The organism is Lewinellaceae bacterium, from assembly GCA_020636105.1.
Classification (GTDB): domain Bacteria; phylum Bacteroidota; class Bacteroidia; order Chitinophagales; family Saprospiraceae; genus BCD1.
In genome coordinates, this window is the sequence record JACJYL010000001.1 from 192,094 (window position 1) to 212,983 (window position 20,890).

Here is a 20,890-nt window from a genome sequence, read left to right on the forward strand (position 1 = left end):
CCGGATAATGATGAACAGGCATTTTGTGCATTACCGGAGTTTAATTTTGCAAAAAAAAATATTTTTCCTGATTGAATATACAATGGAAACGTTAAGATATTTTATTATTCGTTTTAAACAAAATATGGAGTGAAAATTTTGCATGAATCGCAATGCTCCATGCCGCATTTATTATTTTCCTCTTTTTAATCCGGTCAATTCTGTTTTGGTTTCCAATTGTCCTCTTTTGTTAAAAGTTTCTTGTTTGACCAGCCCAATGCCATTACAGTACCAGCTGACAATGTGATAATTTTTGGTGATCAGCATGTTTAGATTTACATCATAAGAAAATTTGACGCATTCGAAGGTGCCTGCTTCTGTGGTTACTTTTTCCGTGCCTTCGACTGTACGGTTGGTATGGTCAATAGCCATGGTGATGATGGTGATGCCATTTGTACCTGCTCGGATCTCGGTATGTATATCGGGCAATTCCTGTCCGGTGGTCAAGCTGGAGGGGAGTTCAAAAACATCCCCGCTGATGTTGATGTCCAGATTTTCCAAAGAGGTCTTCATGTTCGGAGCCATCACTTCTGTGATGCTCATATTAAGGTTGTTGTGTACACAGGATACTTCATAGGTCCCGGTGGAAATATCTTTTCCTTTTTTATCCTGGTTCAGAATTTGGATGACAGCGGACAAAGAACCGTCTGGATTGTTTTTTACCTCGTCAACGGTGTGGACGGATTTTCCGGTCAACTTCCCTTTTTCATCAAAATAGGAATAACCCAGCACCGTCTCGTTCTTAAAAGGAAAATAAGTCGAACACTGTTCCTGGCTCCAAAGCCGAATCAGGGAAAGAGTGAAAATTACCAGTAGTAACAAACGTTTTTTGAAGATCATAGCATGTAGGTTTAATCAAATGTTAGAGTTCAATATTTATGTAAATGTATGAAAGACAGGGGGATTTTCAAAATATCATTTTGGATTAAAATCGGATAGTCCTTTATGGTTATTCTGAAAGAAAAAGGTTTGTTTTATCTTAGAAATCCTGCCTTGTGTTGTGGAATACCGCTTGGAAAAGGACAAGAAGTCCATTGTATTGAAAAAAAAACTGTCGTCTCGAAAGAACCCCGAAACGACAGCAGCAGCTGGAATTTTCCACTTCATTCTTAATATCTCCAGCCTAATAAATTGAACACCCAATTGACCATGACATAAATCTGTATAGCCGCTTGCTATTACGATTGTAAAAGTAGGTACATTCCACAGGTAAGAAAATGATGAAAGTCAGTATAAAAAAGTGACTTTCATCAATTTTAATAAAAGAGATATTTTACGTTTTGACAATGTTATTTTTATTGCGATTTTTTATGAACTTCGGATAAAGTATAATAGCTTAGATAATTATTGGAAACTTGATTTCCTATTTGATGTAAAGAGCTCATTGTCAGTATATATCGATAAAATCATACCATTATGCGTTACGAAAAAATTGATAAAAATCTGTTTGTCGAGAACAGGAAAAATTTTGTTAAGCGGATGAGCGATCACGCCATTGCCATCCTCTCCTCCAATGATGTCATGCCCACAAATGCAGATGGAGACCTTGAATTTGTTCAGAATAATGATCTTTTTTATCTGAGCGGCATTGACCAGGAAGAAACAGTTCTCCTGATCTATCCGGATGCATATAATGAAGCCTACCGGGAAGTCCTTTTTATCAAAAAAACCGATGCACTCATGCGTCAGTGGGATGGGGATAAATTGTCTCCGGAAGAGGCAACTGAAATTTCCGGCATCCAAAACGTATTGTGGCTGGATGATTTCGAAAAATACCTTCAGTTGTTTGCCTTTGAGGCCGATACTTTTTACCTGGGGCACAATGAACACATCAAACGCATGACCAAAGATATGACTACCCGTGAGGATCGGATGATTCAATGGATCAGGCAAAAATATCCTTTGCATAAACTGGACAGGGTAGCGAAAATTACCCGACATCTTAGACCCGTCAAGTCAAAATATGAGATTGATCTCATAAAAAAGGCTGCGGAAATCAGTGCTTTGGCGTATGATCGGGTGCGCAAAGCGATCAAACCCGGGATTAAAGAATATGAACTGGAAGCGGAACTTGTTTATGCCCTGACCAAAAGCGGAGGGAACCGCCATGCATTTAAACCTATTGTGGCCAGCGGTAAAAACGCTTGTGCCCTGCACTACAATAACAATGATGACATCTGTAAGGACGGAGCGTTGCTTTTACTGGATTTTGGAGTGAACTATGCCAATTATAATTCTGACATTACGAGGTGTCTGCCGGTAAACGGTAAGTTTACGGCCCGGCAGGAGGCTGTGTACCGTTCTGTAAAACACTGTTTGCTGGAAGGCTCAAAATTGTTGAGGGCAGGTACCGTCCATAAAGAGTATGAATCTAAAATGGCCAAACTTGTTGAGGAACAACTGGTGGAACTTAAATTACTGGATGCGACAGAGGTAAGCAACCAGGATCCGGCCAAACCTTTATATAAAAAGTATTTTATGCACGGAACAGCCCATTTTCTCGGGTTAGATGTACATGATGTCGGCCTGTATAGTCGCCCCATGGAAGCAGGCATGGTGTTTACCTGCGAACCGGGCATCTACATCCCGGAAGAAGGTATCGGTTGCAGACTGGAAAATGATTACCTAATCACCCCTGGAGAACCGGAAAACCTGACAGAAGCCATTCCCTTGGAGTTTTAACAATGGCTCATTTGTGCTTCAGGGTTTTTTAAAAAATCCGTTTAAATCAGTTTTATCCGTTCCATCCGTGTTCAATAATGCTTCGATGGAACCTATAAACTGATAAAACAAATTCTAATGAAAAATGAATCCTTCCTTAAAAGGATCTTTTGGGTCAATGACAAAAGTATTCATGCCCGTAATATGAGCCGTGCCTTCCACCTGTGGAATGACAGCCTTAAAACTTCCAAAATCTAATGTTTCGATCACGCTTCCGCGAAACACACTTCCTGTGATGCTTTCGATCAGCATACTGGCTCCTGGCGGCATTTGGCCCCGGGCATGATGAATGGCCATTCTGCCTGAAACCCCGGATCCCGTGGGGCTTCTATCTACTTCTCCTTCTGCGAAAATACAAACGTTCCGGCTGTTTATTCCTGCCGTTACCGGGCCTCCAATAAAAATAGTGCCATACAGGAAACTCAGGTCTTCTTCAAAGGGATGAAGAACGTTTGGGTCGTTTTGCATGACAGCGCGTTTGATGTCCATACCGGTTTTTATGAGGAGGCGGTAATTTTCCGGAATGAGGTCAAGCCCCAGTTGATTGGCATCCACGTAGGCATAAAATGCCCCTCCGTAAGCAAGGTCATAAATAACTTCCTGCCCAAGGGGTTCCACATAGACCTTTCTGTCCAGCCCGACGACAAAAGATGGAACGCAGTGGAACCGAACCGATTGAACGGCACGGTTTGATAAACGGGCGAAAGAAGTGATTCTGCCGCAGGGGGCGTCTATCTTCAGTTCAACTTCCGATCCTTTAGCTTCTACCCAGCCCATTTCCACGGCCAGGGTGGTGATGGCGATAATCGCATGCCCGCACATGGTGCTGTATCCCTCATTGTGCATAAAAAGGATACCAAAATCGGCCTCGTGGTCATTGGGGGGGAGTAAAATACAGCCGTACATATCAGCATGCCCGCGGGGTTCATACATTAGGGCTCTGCGCAAATGATCATAATTTTCCTTCACATACCGGCGATATTCCAGCACATTGTTGCCTTTTAATTCAGGAAAACCCTCCACGATGAACCGCAGGGGTTCACCACCCGTATGCATGTCGATGGTTTTGATGGTTAACCAATCTTCGGGAACTTTAAAGGTTGTTTTAGTCAGGATATTTTTATAGGTATTCATTTTGCCTGTTTTTTGAATTTTTCATAATAATACGTTGCTGCTGCGAGGTCTTCCAGGGCATGGCCAACTGATTTGAAAAGGGTGATCTGGTCATCGTGTTGTCTTCCTGGTTTAATGCCTGCAGACAATTCAAACAAGTCCGCTTTTATATCTTCTGAACTCATAATTCCTTTTTGAATGGGAATGACTATATCGCCTGTTTCCTTCAATCCACCGGAATAATTGTCCAGGAAAATGTCTGATCGGGTAATTGTTTCGTCATCCGCTTCGCGCATATTTGGTTTATAGGAACCTACGAGATCAAGGTGCTGGCCGGGTTGGAGCAGCTTTCCTGGAAACAGCGGAGTTTCGGAAAGGGTGGCGCAGGAAATGATGTCTGCTTTCGGAACGTAATGATCCAGGGAATCTATCGCCTGGATATTAAAACCTTCCTGTTTCAACCGCTCACTTATTGCCTTTGCTTTTTGGTGGTTTCTTCCGTATATCCAAATTTGTCGAATGGGCCTTGTGCTGCAATGAGCGCGCACGAGGTCGGGGGCCAGGCTTCCTGTACCAATCATCAGGAGCGTTGAAGCGTTTTTCCTGGAGAGAAAATCAGCGGCCAGGGCCGAGGCGGCGGCGGTTCGTTTGTTGGTAAGTGTTTTGGCTTCGAGTATGGCCAAAAGGCTACCGCTGGGGGCATCAAAGTATAAATAGGTCCCCTGGATGGTAGGCAAATTTTTATCCCGGTTGTCAGGACTAATAGCTACAATTTTTACCCCGGCATTTTTTTCCGGTTCCCAGGCAGGCATCAGGAGCATGGTCGAATCTTTTGAATGACCGGGATTTGGGAAATCATGGTGATGCCTCATGGGCACTATCATTTTATGCTCAGCGAAAGCTGTTCTTAAAATTTCAACCAATTCTGGAAAAGAGGAATGATTTTCAATAAATGTGCTGTCGATGAAAGCAAAGTCCTGCATGGATTGATTTTGAGTAAAAATACCATTTCTTTTTAGTAAAGCAGATAAACCTCCCCACTCAGCACCTGGTCATAAAGTGTTCCGTCTTTTTGAATACCCTGGAATTCAAGTTGCCAGACATAGGTGCCGCTATTAAGGGCAGAGCCGTTGAAAGTACCGTTCCACTGTTCCTGTTGGTCTGTGGTCTCAAAAAGGAGGTTACCCCAGCGGTCGAATATCGTAAATTTCATGGATAAAATATCGGAACCATAAACCCCAAAAGTGTCGTTGATACCATCGTGGTTTGGACTGAATGCATTGGGAACATAAATTTTCGTGGGGCAGATATTGCGCAGCATAATACTATCCTCCCCGATGCATCCGTGAACGTCGGCAACCTGAACCGCATAACTTCCCTCTAAATCAACGGCGTAGGTAGAACCGACTGAACCGTCCTGCCATTCATAAGAAAAATAACTGCCCGGGTCAAGGGTGAATTGGGCATTGTTATTGCAGTAAATGGTGTCCGGCCCCAGGTTGGGTTTAGGGGTAGGGATAACTTCCACCCCCGTATAAGCAGGGAAGGTGGCACAACCGGAGACGATCCCGATCACGGCGTAATCACCGGACATTCCTGGCTGGGCATTTTCTACTATTGGAAATTGTTGGTCGGAAAAATAACCCTCGGGACCAGTCCATTCGTATAAAGCTCCGTCAATATCCGTGGCACTCAACTGGATGGTTTCTCCCTGGCAGATCAGTACATCATCGCCTGTATTCACAGGTTGCCGAAGGGTGATCAGCAAATCTTTGTACAAGGTATCCGAAACGTTCAGGCAATTATTGGTGAGGATCAAACTGACCGGGTAGCCTCCCAATTCAGGGTAAAAATGAGTGAATTCAGCTTCCGTTGAAGTGGTTCCGTCTCCCAAATCCCAAAGAAAAGAATACCGGATGGGAGAAAGCCCCGTATCGAAAAGGATGGTATCGCCCAGGCACCCTCCATCGGGGATTTTGCTCACATTAATCGTATTATAACTGGCGCCTGCGCTATAGGCATAAGATTCAACCTCTCCATAACCGTAAGCTGTGGCAATTACGCCACAACCCTCTGATATGATGGTATGTGTTCCGCTACTTACGGGTATTTTGGCATACGTAAATTCATCATTTAACCCTATCGTTTGGGTCAGGAAATTATCCCCAATAACGTTTCCGTCCAGAGTAACAAAAGGCACGTCATCGGTGGACATCACCACATTGATATAATTTTCGCTGATATTTTCAAAGGAGGAATTGTACAGGGTAATGGTATCTCTGGTTTGTTCCACACTGTTTAAAAGAACCATCGAGGGGTCTCCGGAATTGTGACCATTACAGCCACTGCCTATAAGGTATTGAGCCACGAGAACTGGGTGATTGGCTTCTATATAGGTGGCCTGGGATCTGGAAAACTCAACAAATTCTCCTGCATTGAGACTATAACTCACTGCCGAAGTTGAATGAACGGTAATGTTTGTGTTGTTTTCAGAGGCCAATATCCTGAAAATACCATAACTCATATAAATGTTGGGAACCGTGACAAATTGCCGGCCCCAGGCGGAAACGGGGTACATTTGTTCGAGGAGGTTATCGCGAGCGCTACATCCGGTAGGTACTTCGGTCCAGCGGTTTCCTCCAAAAAGGGCAAATGGTTTGTCGGCACTGACGTAGGAACCTGTCAGGTCGTCTGCGCCGACTGCCCCTTGTACCAAATAAGTCTCTCCCTGGTTAAGGACAACCTCAAAAGTGGTTCCTGCTGGTTTTCCAAGTTTTGTGTTGGCACTTACGGTTATGTTTAAAACGGTCTCGTCAGCGGTTCCCACCACCAGGAATTCCGAAGGGTAATCCACTCCCTGGATGTTTACCCCGTTGTAACTCATTACATAATAAGTTTCACCAATCGAAACCACTGGCAAAACTACGGATGCCTCAGACCTGAAGTTGTGATACTGATGAATATAAACCGAAACAGGAAGACCCGATGTCAGTCGGATTCCTGAAAAGGTGATTTCCTCCGAAGAAATGACTTCTGCGGAATTAGGCAGGGAAACAAGGGTAACCGTATTCGCAATAACGGAAAACGAAGTACTCCAGTTTTCAAGCGGCAAACTAACAGTGCCGGTAGTATTGTATTTGGAAGTGATCATCACCACTTTGGTGTTTTGATTGTCCCTATGCTGCATAAATCCAAACCAAAAATCTGTTCCTTCATTGGTTTGTGCCCTGAGGGGTCCAGTTGCAAGGAATAAATTTATACCCGCGATAATTAAAGTTATGAGATACTTTTTTTCCATTATTAAAATTATAACATTTTTCCTAAAAAGCAAGGTTTTTCGAAATAAGCCCGGCAGCGGCTGACCATTATATTCCTTCATTGGGGTAACAAAAATAAACAGGGATTGATTTAGGGTTGTAATTTTTATAAATCAATCCTAAAATTTTAATGCCATGAGCAACCTCAAATCATTTTTTTCAATTTCCGTATTTACAATGATGGTCTTATTTGTTTCAAACTGTGAAAAGCCGGAGGATAATCCCGGTCGCAATGAACCAACCATGATCGAACAGACTTTTAGCCTTGACCCAAATGGAACTACCTTGATGGAGACCTCCGAGCCCCGCAATGGTGTAATTAACGTCAGGTGCACAGGGGAAGTACCTATTGTTCTTAAGGTCAAACTAATTGCCGATAATGATGGAACTACCCGTACTGTGGAGAGAACGATAGCACCCGGTGAAGCCCTGATGGAAGAATTTCCCCAGATGCTGTCTATTAAAGCTTTTCTTATTCCCGGTATTCCTGTTCCTCCGGTAGCTACCCTTAATTTTATTGCGGTTTATGTTCCCACCAATGAAGATAATGGCTTTTCCGCTTCTGACTGGCTTTCAACGGGTACGGTTTGTTTGAATGGTGAGGTGGAAAGTGCCCCGGATCAGGATATTGATTGTCTTTGGTACAAGCAGACTCTTTGGTCAGCTGTTGCGGAAAGGGATATAGATCTTAATATCACCCTTACCGGAGCCCATGATATGACTGTTGAAATAGAAGGACCTGTCGGAATTTACCAGTCTTACTCTATTAGTGCGGCGCCGGCATTACCTCAATTCCAGACATTATCGGGAAAATGGGAAGGTGTTGTTGCGGTTCACATCCTTTGTCAGAAATCTCCCGTGAATCCATGTGGCAGTTGTGATTTTTCCTATGATTTGTGCTATAATTAAGAGATGAATCAATAGGTGTTTTCTCATCTGACAACCTGCCGGTCCAATAAAAAACAGAGGGCTTTTCCAAAAAGAAGGGCCCTCTGTTTTTTTATTGCAAAAATACTGGATGAAAAGCTCAAAAATCACCAAAATGTTCGGATAAAAATCATTGTAAAATACTAAAAATATCATTAAGATTGAATATTATTTGAACCGTATCGGTGAGGGTGTTTTTTTATTTTTGATGAACTAGCTAAACCTTTAGGGCGGCAAAAAATCCCATAATTGAACATTAAATTATTTATTCATGAAAAAGCTGATTTTCCTCCTTGTGTTGTTTTTATCCTTCGATGCTTTTGCTCAGGACCATGTTGTATTGAATTCAAATGAAATTATTTATGGCAAAATTTTAAATGATGAATTTGGTGCGGTGAAACTGGTGGTGGATAACGAAGGATTCAGTGATACCATTCAAATCCTTAAAACCCAGATCAGTAAGATCGTTTATTGTCCCGGTGCGGTATTCCACCGTCCGGTTTCTATTGCTTTTTCACCATCTATTACCTTTTTTGGAGTAAGAAGGCAATTAAACGATGTACTGGTGACCAATAATTTTGACGGTCTGTATGATAGCTGGTTGTTCGGACCCACAACCTCAGAGTTCCCTAAGGTTACTTCTTTTCTTTCCCTTGCGGTGGATGGGAATTATCGTGTGGGCAATAGTCTTGGATTTGGATTGAAATTCGGCCTTTTTAACCATATATTGGCCAAAGGATACAATTCAGAAAAGGGGGGGCATATAGCATTCAAATACAGTGATGTAGGGTTGATCCCTTATGTACGTTGGTTTAATTTGAATAATAAATTCCACCTGGATATCGGGCCCAGTTTCAATCTTGTCTCTTTGAGAGGAGAGGGTACCGTACCAGAGGTTTACCAGGAGGGTCCTGCCTCAGATAACCGGCTTTTCCTGGGAATGAATCTGGGGGCCGGAGTAGCTATTTATGAAAAAAGCCATTCCTATTTGCATTTTAATCTGACCTATCAACAAATTTTTGGCAAAGCAACATTGGATCCGGTTTATTACAAAGATTACCTGGAGATGACTAGTATGGTTATTCCCAGCCAGGAGATTCGGATGAGCCAATTTGCCATTGGTTTAAGCTATGGAAGAAAATTCAGGGAATTCTAATGTGGGATTTCCGTATTTTCTTAACTAATTGCTCCAATAATGGGCGCATATTTCCCAAGTGTCCCTTTACGGAGAATGATATCCAGTCCTGCGGATTGGAGGTGGGCTTCAGTCATTGGGGCGAAGTATTCCCAGGCTTTTGTGATTCCGCCTCCGATAACAACTCCCCGGGCCTTGGTACTAGTCAGCCATGGAGCCAAAAACGATGCCAGGTTTTGTGCGAAATCATCAAAGAGTTGCTTCGCTTCTTCATTTCCCTGGGCATAAAGGTCAGCAAGGGGTTTTACCCCTTTGATGGTCTTGCCGCTAAGTTTATGCCATGTATTTTCAAACCATCTCGTGGATAAAGATTCTTCGGCAATTCCTTCTCTGAAGGGCTGGTAATACAAATATCCTCCCTCCGGCATACCGGGACCGGAAAAGGTTGGGGTTCCCTTGACGAGAAAAGTTGACCCAAATCCTGTTCCCAGTGTAAGAATCCATACTCTGTCAATATTTTGGGCGGCTCCGAACCGGTATTCTCCAACGGCAAAGGCAGTGGCATCGTTTTTGAAAATGATATGGAGATTTTGACCGTCAGGAAGGTTATTTTTGAGGTATTCACGCACGTTGACTCCTTTGAGGCTATTGTACTTTGGCACGCCTTCAAATGAAGCAATGCCATTTTCATAATCAAACGGGCCGGGCATGGCAAAACCTATCGTTTGGATTTTTTTATCTTTATTATTTTGAAGAAAAGTTCTAAAAAATTCTGTCCATATCAGGAGAATTTCTTCTTTAGGACCGAGGGGGTCGATAGGTTGCTCGCGGTAGCTGTCGATAATGATCTCGCCGGTATCGCTGTTTACAATAGCTCCTGAAATGTGAGAGCCGCCAATGTCTATGCCAAGTGAGAATTCCATAATTTGAGTTCGTATGTTGATTAAGAACCGTTAAATTACGGAGTTCCCGGCAATTAACAAGGTTCACCCCAAATTTTGTTTTTTAAAATTCGGGGTGAATCCTGTTTCTTATGGAAATAAGCTCAATGATTAGGAAAAAGAGACCATTATCCAGACAATAATGGACAAAATAACCAAAGATGCGCTAATGTCAATCCAGTTGTAACTTAATTTGTTCTCTGTTTTGTGGTCATCAGAAGTCGTGGCAAAGGTAAGTCCGTGTAATTGTGATTCTGAAGGCACACCGGACAATAAACTAACCACTATGGCGATAAAGATACAGGTGAAAAAGAATAATGCGCCAAAAGTCAACCAGTTGAAATCTGCAATTTTATAAAGCAAGGAATCGATTGAATAGGAATTTTTAAATGTTTCAATCATTAATTTTCCCATTCCTAAAACCAATCCTGTCCCTAAGGCCGCAATGGAACCGTTGGCATTGATTCTTTTCCAGAAAATGCCTAATAGGAAAACAGCAGCAATTGGAGGTGCCAGGTAAGATTGGACTTTTTGCAGGTATTCATATAATCCGCTGGACAACATTGAAATAACCGGAATCCAGATGATCCCAAGCACTACCACAATAGCCGTCGCAATTTTGCCTATGTTCACCAGCTCCTTTTCAGGCTTTTCGGGATGTAATCTTTTGTAAATATCCAGCGTAAATAGCGTGGAACAAGAGTTGAATACAGAAGCCAATGAACTCATCAAGGCCGCCATTAATCCTGCCGCAACCAACCCTCTTAAGCCAGAAGGCAAAAGGTGGGTCATGAGCACTGGAAAGGCCTGGTCAGGTGTATCAAAAGAAATCACTCCTTTTTGGGACAAGCCCAAAGCAACGATACCCGGAACCAGGAACAAAAATACCGGGGTTATCTTAAGAAAAGCCCCAAAAATGGTTCCGCGCCGTGCTTCTTTAAGATTTCTGGCTGTCAAAACCCTTTGAACGATAACCTGGTCTGTACACCAATACCAAATTCCCACTATTGTACTGGTAATGACCAATGGCAACCAGGGAAAGTCAGGGTCTGAATTTGGCCTCCACATACTCATGTAATCCGGTGCATTGGCTGTTACCGTATTGACCATGCTAGACCATCCGCCAATTTCATTTATCCCGATAAAAGTCAAAGTTGCCGCTCCCAAAAGGAGAACAATGGCCTGAACGGCCTCTGTATAAACAACGGCTTTCATCCCTCCTAAAATAGTATATAAACCGGTTAAAACCACAGTAGAAAGCGCCCCAATCCAGAAAGGTATCCCCAGTAAGGAAGACACTACAATCCCTCCTGCATAAATAGTTACTGATACTTTGGTCAGCACATAAGCTATGATGGAAACGACAGAAAGTAACCAACGGGATCGGGAATCAAATCTCCTTTCCAGAAATTCAGGCATCGTAAATACTTTACTTCTGGCATAAAATGGCAGGAATAACCAACCCAGCATCAGAACGATCCATGAGTGTAATTCATAAATCAGCAAAGGGAGCTTATTCCCTGCACCGTTCCCTGCTAATCCAACAACATGTTCAGATCCGATATTTGAGGCAAAAATGGATGCGCCGACAACGAACCATCCTATATTTCGACCTGCTAAAAAGTAATCTGTGGTGTTTTTGTTTTTTTGAAGAATTACCCACCAGGCAATACCCAGCAGAATTAGAAAGTACAGACCGATAACGATCCAGTCCAGATTGTCAAGGCTCTTCATTAGTTTGTGTTTTAAGTATTAAAAAAGTCAATATTACTGTCCGTAATAGGCATCCTTTCCGTGTTTACGTTGGTAATGTTTATTGATTAAAGTATCTTTAAGGCGTGCCGCTTTGGGATTTACCTGTAATGTAAGGAAAGCCATCCTGGCGCATTCTTCGCAAACGGCGCTGTTATAAACAGCCTTGGCCACTGTTTTTCCCCAGGAAAAAGGGGCATGGCTACCCACGAGGATCATTTCGACTTCTTCATAGGAAAGTCCTCTTTCTTTCAGGCAATCAATGATCTGGTAACCGGTCATGTGTTCGTAGTCCCCTTCAATGTATTCATCTTTCATGGGAGGGGCACATGGAATATCTACCGTAAGGTGATCTGCGTGGGTGGTTCCAAAAATCGGCACATCTTTTATTGCCTGGGCCCATGAGGTGCCATAAGTGGAGTGTGTATGGACAATTCCTCCGATCTTATCCCATTCCTTATAAAGTACAGCATGAGTTTTGGTGTCAGAGGAAGGTCTCAGGTCGCCTTCAATCACTTTTGCGTCGTAATCGAGAATGACCATCTTATCGGGAGACAATTCTGCATAAGGAACCCCGCTGGGTTTGATGGCAAAGGCGGCCAGGTTCCGATCTACTGCGCTGGCATTGCCAAAAGTAAACAGCACCAGGCCCAACTCGGGAAGTTGCATATTGGCTGCATAAGCCTCCTCTTTGATGTGTTGGTATTTACTCATTTTTGCGTATGAGTTTTAATTTTGCGTTATGTAATGCTCTATTACCTGAGCAAGTTTACAATACTCCTGATAATATTTTTCATATTTCCTGGCATTTTCTTCGATAGGGTAGTATTCCTTGTCAAATCCGGAACCCATGTTCTCCATGGCCAGGCTCACATTTTCATAAAGGCCGGCAGCGGTGGCGGCAAACATGGCCGAACCCAGGGCGCAGGTTTGTTCTGAAGCAGCAATTTTGATGGGAATGTTCATCACGTCGGCCATCATCTGCATAATAAAAGGAGACTTTTTAGCCACTCCTCCTAGCCCTATAAGGCCTTTGATGGGAATCCCTTCCTCGATAAACCGGTCGACGATCTTTTTGGCGCCGTAACAGGTGGATTCTACCAGAGACCTGAAAATTTTAGGAGCATCGCTGCCCAGGTTCAGCCCGCTGATCACCCCTTTGAGTTGTTGGTTGGCATCGGGGGTTCTCCGGCCGTTCATCCAATCGAGGGAGAGGACATTCGATGAACCAATAGGTTCTTTTTCCGCTGCTGCGGAAAGGCGTTCAATCAGCTTTTCCCGTGCTTCTTCAATGAGTTTGGATTTTGTCTCCTCGTCTAAAAGGTCGCTCTCCCGGATCGCTTGTACGATAGGTTGCTCCAAAACCCTTCCAAACCAGGCATAGATATCACCAAAGGCGGATTGACCTGCTTCGAGGCCGAGCATGCCGGGAATGACAGAGCCGTCCACCTGTCCGCAAATACCTCCCACCAGTTTTTCTTCTCCTTCTGTTGGCGCTACGAGGATATCACAGGTCGAAGTCCCCATTACTTTACTAAGGTAATAAGGCTCGATCTGTCCGCCAACGGCTCCCATATGGGCATCAAAAGCCCCAACACCGACTACAACTTCCTTAGAAAGGCCTAGTCTTTCTGCCCATTCGGGAGCGAGTTTACCGGCCGGCACATCAGAAGTATAGGTTTCTTTCTGCATGCGATCCACCAAACCATCAAGAAGGGGGTCCAGTGCTACAAAAAATTCATTGGGTGGCAGGCCACCGAATGATTCGTGCCAAAGGGCTTTGTGACCGGCGGCACAACGGCTGATCTTCATTTGTGAAATATCCTCCCCTCCGGTTAACAGGAAAGGAATCCAGTCACAATGTTCCACCCAACTGTAGGCTGCTTTTCGAACACTTTGGTCCTCCCGGCTCACTTTTAAAATTTTCGCCCAAAACCACTCGGAAGAGTAAATGCCTCCCTCATACATGGTGTAGTCGATTTTCCATTTGGAGCAAAGCGCATTAATCTCTTCTGCTTCGCGGATAGCCGTGTGGTCTTTCCAGAGGACAAACATCGCATGAGGATTTTCGCTGAATTCCGGGAGCAGTGCCAGAGGAGTGCCTTGTTTGTTGACGGCCACAGGAGTGGAACCAGTGGTATCCACGCTTATGCCCACGATTTTCCGGGCTATTTCCTCACCGGCAGCGGACAGGCATTCTTTTATGGTTGATTCAAGACCTTCTATGTAATCCAGCGGATGTTGCCTGAATTGATTGATTGAAGGGACACAGTATAAACCTTCTTTCCATCTTTTATAATAGTGTACAGCAGAGGCTACTTCCTCTCCGTGCTCTGCATTGACAACTAAGGATCTGACCGAGTCACTCCCGAAGTCGACCCCAATCACGTATTTCATACTTCATTTGAATTTTCATGATAAAAGTAAAAGCCATACTCAGGTTCAAATATAAAATATTGTGCCTGAAATATGCACTATTATACAAATAAGTGTGTAAAATACATTTATTATTTAAAAAAATATGCTCTTTTTACCTTATTTAATTCTTCTTTTGCGCAGGATTCCCCTTTTAATGGGTTGCATTTAGGGTATAAGCAGGGGGGGAGTAATGGAAAGAGAGATGTGTTTTAAGATGAAAAGGGAAGATAAATTGGAAAGTTAAAAAAAGTAACTGCTATAGTTTAAACATAAACCCTTCAGACACTTTTCTGTCGTATTTTTCTTTATCGAATTTGTAAAGGAAAGAACCTTTTCTGGAAGATTCCATGTCTTTTTCCTCCAGTTTGATTAGAATATCAAGGGATTTTATTTTGTTGATAAAATTGCGTTTATCCAGTTCAATATTCCAGATGGCTTCGTATAGTTTTTGCAGTTGGCGCATGGTAAATTTTTCAGGCAGCAGCTCAAATCCGATGGGTTTGGTAGATGCCCTTAGCTGCAATCTTTGAATGGCTTGTTCTACCATCTGGTTGTGGTCAAAGATCAGATCCGGTGCTGTCCCCACTTTAAACCATTGGGCTGAATACTGTTGAATAAGTTCCTTGTTGTGGTCTTCAATATTGATCAGTGCGTAATAAGGGATAGAAATGGTTCTCTCACCGGGGTCCCTGTCCACTTCACAAAATGCACTCAGATCTTCCATATATATATCGTGAAATCCTGTGAGGTGATGTAAAATCCTGATCGCCGCATGGTCGAGGGTTTCTTCTTTTTTCAAAAAACCGCCGATCAGAGACCATCGGCCCCTTTCCGGTTCGAAATCCCTTTTAATCAGCAGAATTTTCAAATCTTCCTGGTCAAAACCGAAGATGATACAATCTACGGCCAACAGTACCCTGTCTTCTGATTTATAACTTGATAACATGCGAATAAATTAAGCGGCTCAAGGTAATAAGTTTTTAATAATAAATGTATTCAATAGCGTTTGAATTCTCTATTGCGCTTTTTTAGTTTTAAACACGAATGCCAACTTCGTGTAATTTAGCCCCAAAGGGGGAGCCGTTTTTTTGAAAAAAAAGAGGCTAAAGATGGTCATCAAATCTTTTTTTATAAATATGAAAAAATTGTTTTGTAATTAATTGATAATGTGAAAGTTATATGTGCCGCTTATGGAATTGTCGTTTTATTATGTTGTGAAATGGCTTTAACGGGTTAAATATTAAAGGTCTTTTTAAAAAAAGTCGAAATTATTTTTGGAAAATGGCAAAACCTTTTCATATATTTGGAAGTGTAAAAAATACACTTAATATTATCGTTTAAAATTGTATCAAATGAAAAAGACTAAACGATTGCCTTTTAAAGTCCCATTGTTAAATACTTCTGCGTGGAAGTTTATGATTTTCCACTCTTTTTCATTGACGGGATTATCGTCAATAATCTTTATGATTTTCCTCTTAATAAAATTGAATTCCTTCCCATTTTGAAGGATGTATCAGCTGCAGCCATTTATGGTGTTCCTGATCAACTAACCAGGTATAATTATAAAAAAAATCATTCATTAAAACTTATTATTATGAAAAGAATTAAACTAATGTGGTTTGCCTTTTTTGCAACAGCTTTTGCTGCATTGGGCATAATGGGGTGCGAGAAGTTGGATCTTTATTCAATTGATGAACCCTCTGATCTGCAGAGCAGGATCGATTCCATTGCAGCAGCGAATGCAAGCCAGAATACAGGGGACACTACTTACCTCACTATCGCTACAACGATAGTCGGACCTGAAGATAACAGTGCAGCCTGGTGGACAGCATTCTCTGATTATTTCAGCATTCCTACAAACAAACTATTGCATTTGGAGTTTGTTAATCACTCTTCCGGCGCTAATAACTGGAATAACTGGAATCTTGCTGTCGCCAATTTACCAGATCGTGATGCCGCTGACTATGCAGAGTACTTTGTTATCCGTTCTGATGCTTACGGCTGGGGTAACGGAGATTTTGATCTCAACCTGATGAGCCAAAACTATCCCGACACGGACGGTGATGGCGATATTTGGAACGATTTCCGTGCTACCATGGACGGTGCTTATGTTACGCTCGAAATTGACCACTCTGCTACCGGCAATGTATTTGTAACAGCCACTGCCGTAGGAACAAATGGTACGGTGCTTGTGGAAACGTATAATCAACCGGTTTCTGCCAATGAAGATATCGCGGCTTTCTTAATTTGCGACGGCAGTTATTTCGAGATGAAGAAAGCATATCTTCTTCCTTCTAAAGTAACTTTTGTAGAAGACGTTGACCCGGTTTCAATCGTAGTTGAAGGATATCCTGCCTTTGTTGAAATAGGCAACGAAGACTTCTGGGGTAATGCCATCGCTACGGTTACTTTCGCTGACGGTTCTTCCGCACAAGTAGATAAAGCAGATTTATCATTCACCGTGGTTCCTGATATGACTACAATCGGAGAAAAGACCGTCGTTGTAGCTTATAGCAAAACCAAGCAAGGCGCATATACCCAGGCTGTATCAACCTTCTACACGCTGGAAGTAACGAACTCTGTTACAAGCCTCGAGGTGACTACTTTGCCAGTCATAACCGAATACTATTTCTTCAGTAACGACTCTATAATATTTGACCGAACAGGTATTGTCGTAACAGCAACATATTCCGATGGTTCAACCGCTATCATTGATAATGCAGCCCTTCAGTTTGGCAAGATTCCGGCTGCCGAAGGTGCTCAGGTTGCTGTCATTTCTTATGTTGGAGCAATGAACACAGTAACCACGACTTGCCCGCTAACGCTTGTAATGGGTGTAGGTCAAGTAGGGGCCAATGACTTTTCGACCGGATGGTGGACGGCATTCTCTAATGAATATGCAGTCCCTTCAGGGTCGAGTACGACCATAAAAATGTACTGCTACTCCGACAATCTTGCTAACTGGCACAGCCCCAGCACAATTCTTCGCAAAGCTGACTTGACGGAATATGCTGTAGTTCGCATGGACAGCTTCGGATGGGGTGACGGCTATGGCACAGCTACTCCCACAAGTGACTGGAACTGGGATATATTCACATCCAGCATAAATGGATCTTACATAGAGATCACCGTTACAAACAATGGTGACAATACTGCTGATGTGCTATACAATGTTACCTATGCCAGCGGCGAAACCCATTTCCAGCAGTATTCGGGTATAACGGTAGACAGTGGTGATTTGAATTGCGCACTGGTACCAGAGTTGGCTTATCTCGTAATTGTTGAATAATCACCAGATCAAAAAATATATAAACCTATAATTATGAAATATTTATACATAATCCTGTTGGGATTGCTGGCGCTGACACCGGCAACTTATGCAGAAGGCAACGACAATGCCAATCTGATGTCAATGACTCAACCAGGCGACATAACAGTACAAGGTAACATCGTTGACGAAAACGGAGAACCGCTTACAGGTGCAACCGTAGTACAAAAAGGTACAACCAATGGTACCATTGCCGACATTGATGGTAACTTCTCCCTTTCTGTTCCTTCAGATGCTACGCTAGTCGTATCTTATATAGGATACAAAAGTATTGAAGTAAACGTTGGAGGAAGAACTGATCTGGGCACCATTTCATTGTTTTTGGATTTAACAGAACTCGACCAGGTGGTTGTAATAGGTTACGGTACACAACGCAAGGTTGACCTTACCGGGGCAGTGGCCGTTGTCAACACTGAAGAGTTAAAGAAAGTATCCCACTCAAACATCTCAACAATGCTAGAAGGAAAGGTGCCAGGCGTTCAAATCACAAGTGACGGACAACCGGGAGCCGATCCTGTGGTGCGTATTCGTGGTATAGGTTCGTTTGGTAGCACCGCACCTCTTTACGTTATAGATGGTGTGCCAATGGGAACAACAATTCGCGACTTCTCACCTAACGATATCGAAACCCTTCAGGTCCTTAAGGATGCTTCTGCTGCCGCAATTTATGGTTCAAGGGCTGCCAACGGTGTGGTTATCATCACCACAAAACAAGGAAAGAAGAACCAACCCATGAAGTTGGACTACACCGGCTACACTGGTTTTGATCAGGTGCAGAAAGGAGTGTACGATGTTATGGATGCTTACCAATATGCAGAATACCTTGCCATGGCATACGGTAACAATGGCTTAGAAGTTCCTGCCGGATACAATCCTGCAAGCGCGAAATATATTGATCCGGCCGAAGTTAACACAAATTGGTTCGATGAGGCCTTCAAAACAGGTATTCGTCAGAATCACAACATCAACCTCTCAGGAGGTGGTGCCAGCAATACTTACAACCTCGGGCTGGACTACTATGGCCAGGAAGGAACAATTGTGGGGGCCGGTCCTAACTTAAGCCGTTACACTGCCCGTTTAAACAATACTATGGATGTTAAATTTATCAAATTCCAAACCAGCATAGTGTATAGTTACAGTGATCAGGACAATATGGCTCTCAGTAACGCCAATGAATATGTACAGGGTCTTTATGGTGCACAATATCCCGTAATGGCTTCGGCCCTGCTTACCCCTCCATCCATTAAGGCTTACGATGAATCGACCTGGGTGCTCGATGACCAAATTTCTGCCGCATCAGAATACACTTACGATTCTTATGGTTATGGTACATACTATGACGACGTTCATGGAGACTTGCGTGTAACGAACGTTCTGCTCACGAATAGTTTATTGGAGCGGAACTCAAAAGTTGATCGCATTGTTGCTTCAGGCGCTGTAAATGTTGATTTCCTGGAAATGTTTGGACGCGAAAGCGTCAATCACAAGTTTGGTTACAAACTAAACTTGTCGTACAATAAGACTAATGTAAGGGACTTTACATTTGTGCCTGCATTTATGCAGAGTACGACAAACTACTTATCAAAGAGCAATGAAAAACTTACAGAGGGGTATCGCAGCTATTCTGGCGGTCTCATAGAAAACACTATCAATTACGATGGTAGATTTGGACGCAATCACATCAATTTGGTAGCCGGTCAAACATTCCAGCGCGAACTCTATCACAACCTTACAGGCACAGGTGTTAACCTGCCTGAACCATACTATCTCCAGGTGAGTAACGCCGACGATAGAACTGCAACAAGTTATGAAAGTGAACACGTGTTGGCATCGTATATCGGTCGTGTTATCTACGATTTTGATGAGAAATACCTTCTTTCAGCAACAGTACGTCGTGATGGTTCAAGCCGTCTTTCTGCAGACGATCGTTGGGACTGGTTCCCGTCAGTATCGGCAGGTTGGCGTATTGAGCGTGAAAGCTTTTTCCCTGTTGACGAATCGGTTATCAGTTTATTCAAGGTTCGTGGTAGTTATGGTGAACTGGGTAATGAGAACATAGGCGAATACCAATATATGGATATAATGGCGAGAGGAAACTACACCTATAGCTTTGGAAATAACAAGGTTACCGGCTCGACAATAACAAATTTTGTCAATACAGCCATCAGGTGGGAAAAGAAGAAAACGCTTGACTTTGGTCTCGACCTGAGCATGTTCAACAATAAGTTGGAATTTACTTTCGACTGGTATAAGGCAACATCAGAAGATCTTCTTTACAGTGTAGCAGTTCCAACCAATGCAGGGGCTGCCAACACAACAGTAACGATGAACGCAGCAACCATGGTAAACACAGGTCTTGAGTTCTTGCTTGGATATCGCAATCATGACCACCCTGTTAAATATGGCATTTCTGCAAACTTTTCCATCCTCAACAACGAGGTAACAAGTTTGGGCGTTTCAAACGAACCTCGTACCGATGGATACTGTCGTACAGAGGTAGGTCGTGAAGTTGGAGAATTCTATGGCTACGTTTACGAAGGTATCTTCCAGTCGCAGGAAGAGATAGATAACCGGGTCAACTCAGAAGGAGAATATATCATTCAGAACGGAGCACAACCGGGTGATGTTATATACGCCGATATTAATAACGACGGCCAAATTACCAACGCAGACCAAACATTCCTGGGTAGTGGTTTACCGGATTTCACTTTCGGCTTGAATGCAAATGTTCAATGGAAAGGTTTTGACCTGAGCATATCAACGTATGGAGCTGCAGGGTTCAAAGCGGTAGATTTTGTGGACGTCACATTGCGCAGTTCTTATTTTATACTTAACAAGAGCGTGGATCAATTGAATGCCTGGACACCGGAGAACACAAACACCGATGTGCCTCGTGTAGCCTACAAATCGACAGGTTCAATCACCAATGATATGTTCAGCGAGCGTTTTATACAAGATGCATCCTATTTAAAAATTGCCAACATCGAAATTGGTTATAATTTCCCTGACGGGTGGTTTGGGGGCTATGTTACCGGACTTCGTTTATACGTCTCAGGTCAGAATTTGGCCGTATTGTCCAAATATAGAGGTTACAACGTTGACTTCGCCGGAGGAACATTCACTCCTGGTTACAATTATGCATCGTATCCGACACCACAATCCGTGATGGTCGGAGCTCACGTATCATTCTAAAAATATA

14 protein-coding genes are annotated in these 20,890 nt (G+C 43.0%); 5 read left to right on the forward strand and 9 right to left on the reverse strand.

Annotated elements, in window-relative coordinates; genetic code table 11:
• Positions 1–171: 171 nt before the first annotated feature.
• Positions 172–879, reverse strand: coding sequence for a hypothetical protein (locus tag H6571_00680; protein MCB9322231.1), 708 nt, complete (start codon positions 877–879; stop codon positions 172–174).
• 576 nt (positions 880–1,455) lie between these two features.
• Here H6571_00680 and H6571_00685 point away from each other — a divergent pair.
• Positions 1,456–2,721, forward strand: coding sequence for an aminopeptidase P N-terminal domain-containing protein (locus tag H6571_00685; protein ID MCB9322232.1), 1,266 nt, complete (start codon positions 1,456–1,458; stop codon positions 2,719–2,721).
• Positions 2,722–2,835: 114 nt separating this feature from the next.
• Here the strand turns inward: H6571_00685 and H6571_00690 are convergent, their stop codons facing one another.
• The 3 genes from H6571_00690 to H6571_00700 are packed head-to-tail and all read right to left on the reverse strand — an operon-like array spanning position 2,836 to position 7,171.
• The gene (locus H6571_00690; protein MCB9322233.1) at positions 2,836–3,894 is read right to left on the reverse strand and encodes a proline racemase family protein; all 1,059 of its coding nucleotides are present in this window, start codon (positions 3,892–3,894) and stop codon (positions 2,836–2,838) included.
• A complete protein-coding gene (locus tag H6571_00695; protein MCB9322234.1) occupies positions 3,891–4,856 on the reverse strand; it encodes an ornithine cyclodeaminase family protein in 966 nt (321 codons plus the stop codon). The genes H6571_00690 and H6571_00695 overlap by 4 nt, the downstream gene beginning before the upstream one ends.
• A 32-nt stretch (positions 4,857–4,888) precedes the next feature.
• Positions 4,889–7,171 (reverse strand): gliding motility-associated C-terminal domain-containing protein, encoded by a 2,283-nt coding sequence (locus H6571_00700; GenBank protein MCB9322235.1) that lies wholly within the window; start codon positions 7,169–7,171, stop codon positions 4,889–4,891.
• Between the two features lie 154 nt (positions 7,172–7,325).
• Between H6571_00700 and H6571_00705 the strand changes: the two genes are divergently transcribed.
• Both H6571_00705 and H6571_00710 read left to right on the forward strand, forming a co-directional pair.
• Positions 7,326–8,099 (forward strand): hypothetical protein, encoded by a 774-nt coding sequence (locus tag H6571_00705; GenBank protein ID MCB9322236.1) that lies wholly within the window; start codon positions 7,326–7,328, stop codon positions 8,097–8,099.
• Between the two features lie 289 nt (positions 8,100–8,388).
• Positions 8,389–9,273, forward strand: coding sequence for a hypothetical protein (locus tag H6571_00710; GenBank protein ID MCB9322237.1), 885 nt, complete (start codon positions 8,389–8,391; stop codon positions 9,271–9,273).
• A gap of 20 nt (positions 9,274–9,293) precedes the next feature.
• Here H6571_00710 and H6571_00715 read toward each other — a convergent pair whose 3' ends face one another.
• The 5 genes from H6571_00715 to H6571_00735 form a co-directional block, all read right to left on the reverse strand.
• Positions 9,294–10,175, reverse strand: coding sequence for an ROK family protein (locus H6571_00715; GenBank protein ID MCB9322238.1), 882 nt, complete (start codon positions 10,173–10,175; stop codon positions 9,294–9,296).
• A 129-nt stretch (positions 10,176–10,304) separates the two neighbouring features.
• Positions 10,305–11,927 carry a sodium/solute symporter gene (locus tag H6571_00720; protein ID MCB9322239.1) on the reverse strand — a complete coding sequence of 541 codons (1,623 nt, stop codon included), beginning with the start codon at positions 11,925–11,927 and terminating at the stop codon, positions 10,305–10,307.
• A 33-nt stretch (positions 11,928–11,960) separates the two neighbouring features.
• On the reverse strand, positions 11,961–12,659 hold the full coding sequence (locus tag H6571_00725) for an L-ribulose-5-phosphate 4-epimerase (GenBank protein MCB9322240.1): 699 nt from the start codon (positions 12,657–12,659) through the stop codon (positions 11,961–11,963).
• A gap of 15 nt (positions 12,660–12,674) precedes the next feature.
• Entirely contained in the window at positions 12,675–14,342 is a 1,668-nt protein-coding gene (locus tag H6571_00730; protein ID MCB9322241.1) for a ribulokinase, read from the reverse strand.
• A 277-nt stretch (positions 14,343–14,619) separates the two neighbouring features.
• Positions 14,620–15,309 carry an NUDIX hydrolase gene (locus H6571_00735; protein MCB9322242.1) on the reverse strand — a complete coding sequence of 230 codons (690 nt, stop codon included), beginning with the start codon at positions 15,307–15,309 and terminating at the stop codon, positions 14,620–14,622.
• Between the two features lie 648 nt (positions 15,310–15,957).
• Here H6571_00735 and H6571_00740 point away from each other — a divergent pair.
• Positions 15,958–17,652: a hypothetical protein gene (locus H6571_00740; protein ID MCB9322243.1), complete on the forward strand. Its 1,695-nt coding sequence runs from the start codon at positions 15,958–15,960 to the stop codon at positions 17,650–17,652.
• 33 nt (positions 17,653–17,685) lie between these two features.
• Positions 17,686–20,883, forward strand: a complete 3,198-nt coding sequence (locus H6571_00745) for a TonB-dependent receptor (GenBank protein ID MCB9322244.1) — start codon at positions 17,686–17,688, stop codon at positions 20,881–20,883.
• Positions 20,884–20,890: the final 7 nt, after the last annotated feature.